The 728-nt window shown below is 42.7% G+C and carries 1 protein-coding gene; it reads left to right on the forward strand.

All coding sequences use genetic code 11. The features are described 5' to 3' along the window. Window positions 1–206 precede the first annotated feature (206 nt). Window positions 207–728, forward strand: a 522-nt coding sequence (locus L2731_RS19490) for an IS110 family transposase (RefSeq protein WP_249254891.1), incomplete at its 3' end; no start/stop codon positions are given.

Genomic DNA, 728 nt, shown 5'->3' on the forward strand with positions numbered 1-728 from the left:
TTGTATGGTTAATCCTGTTCCATTTTAGGGTAAATTGGAGGCCCACCCTCAATGGCCGTTGAGGGTCTTTATGCAGTAGCTCGATTGAATGGCGGCTCCTCTTACGAGAGACCGGTAACAAGTGGGTAGCGCTGCATAACTCCTAGCAATAACTCGAACAGTCATTGGGGCCTCGAGCCCGTATAGCAAGGCAGAGTAAGCTTATAATGAACAACGATAAAAACCAAACTGAAATCAATGTCGGCGTTGATGTCGGTAAGTCACAACTCGATATCGTTCTACATCCACTCGACTTACATTTATCTATCCCAAATGACCCAGAGCATATCCAGAAAGTCATTCACGTACTTAAGCAGCATCCGGTAAAACGTATCGTCACTGAGGCGACGGGCCGTTATGAACATGCCTTTGTCTTTGCCTGTGATAAGGCTAATTTACCTGTTGTTATCGTCAACCCAATCAAAGTTCGTCGCTTTGCCCAAGCTATCGGTGTCATGGCAAAGACAGATAAAATTGATGCTTCAGTCATCGCTCAATTTGCGGCAGTCATTAAACCTGAGATAAAGCAACTTCCGGATGAACAGTCACAAATAATCAAAGACTTATTAATCAGACGAACCCAGCTACTTGAAATGGCAACGATGGAAAAAAATCGTCTCCAAATCATGCCTAAAGAGCTTCATAAATCAATTAATACTTTGCTTAAATCACTTAACCTGCAAATAGAT

Origin of the sequence: Shewanella aquimarina (genome assembly GCF_023349185.1) — a bacterium.
GTDB lineage: Bacteria > Pseudomonadota > Gammaproteobacteria > Enterobacterales > Shewanellaceae > Shewanella > Shewanella aquimarina.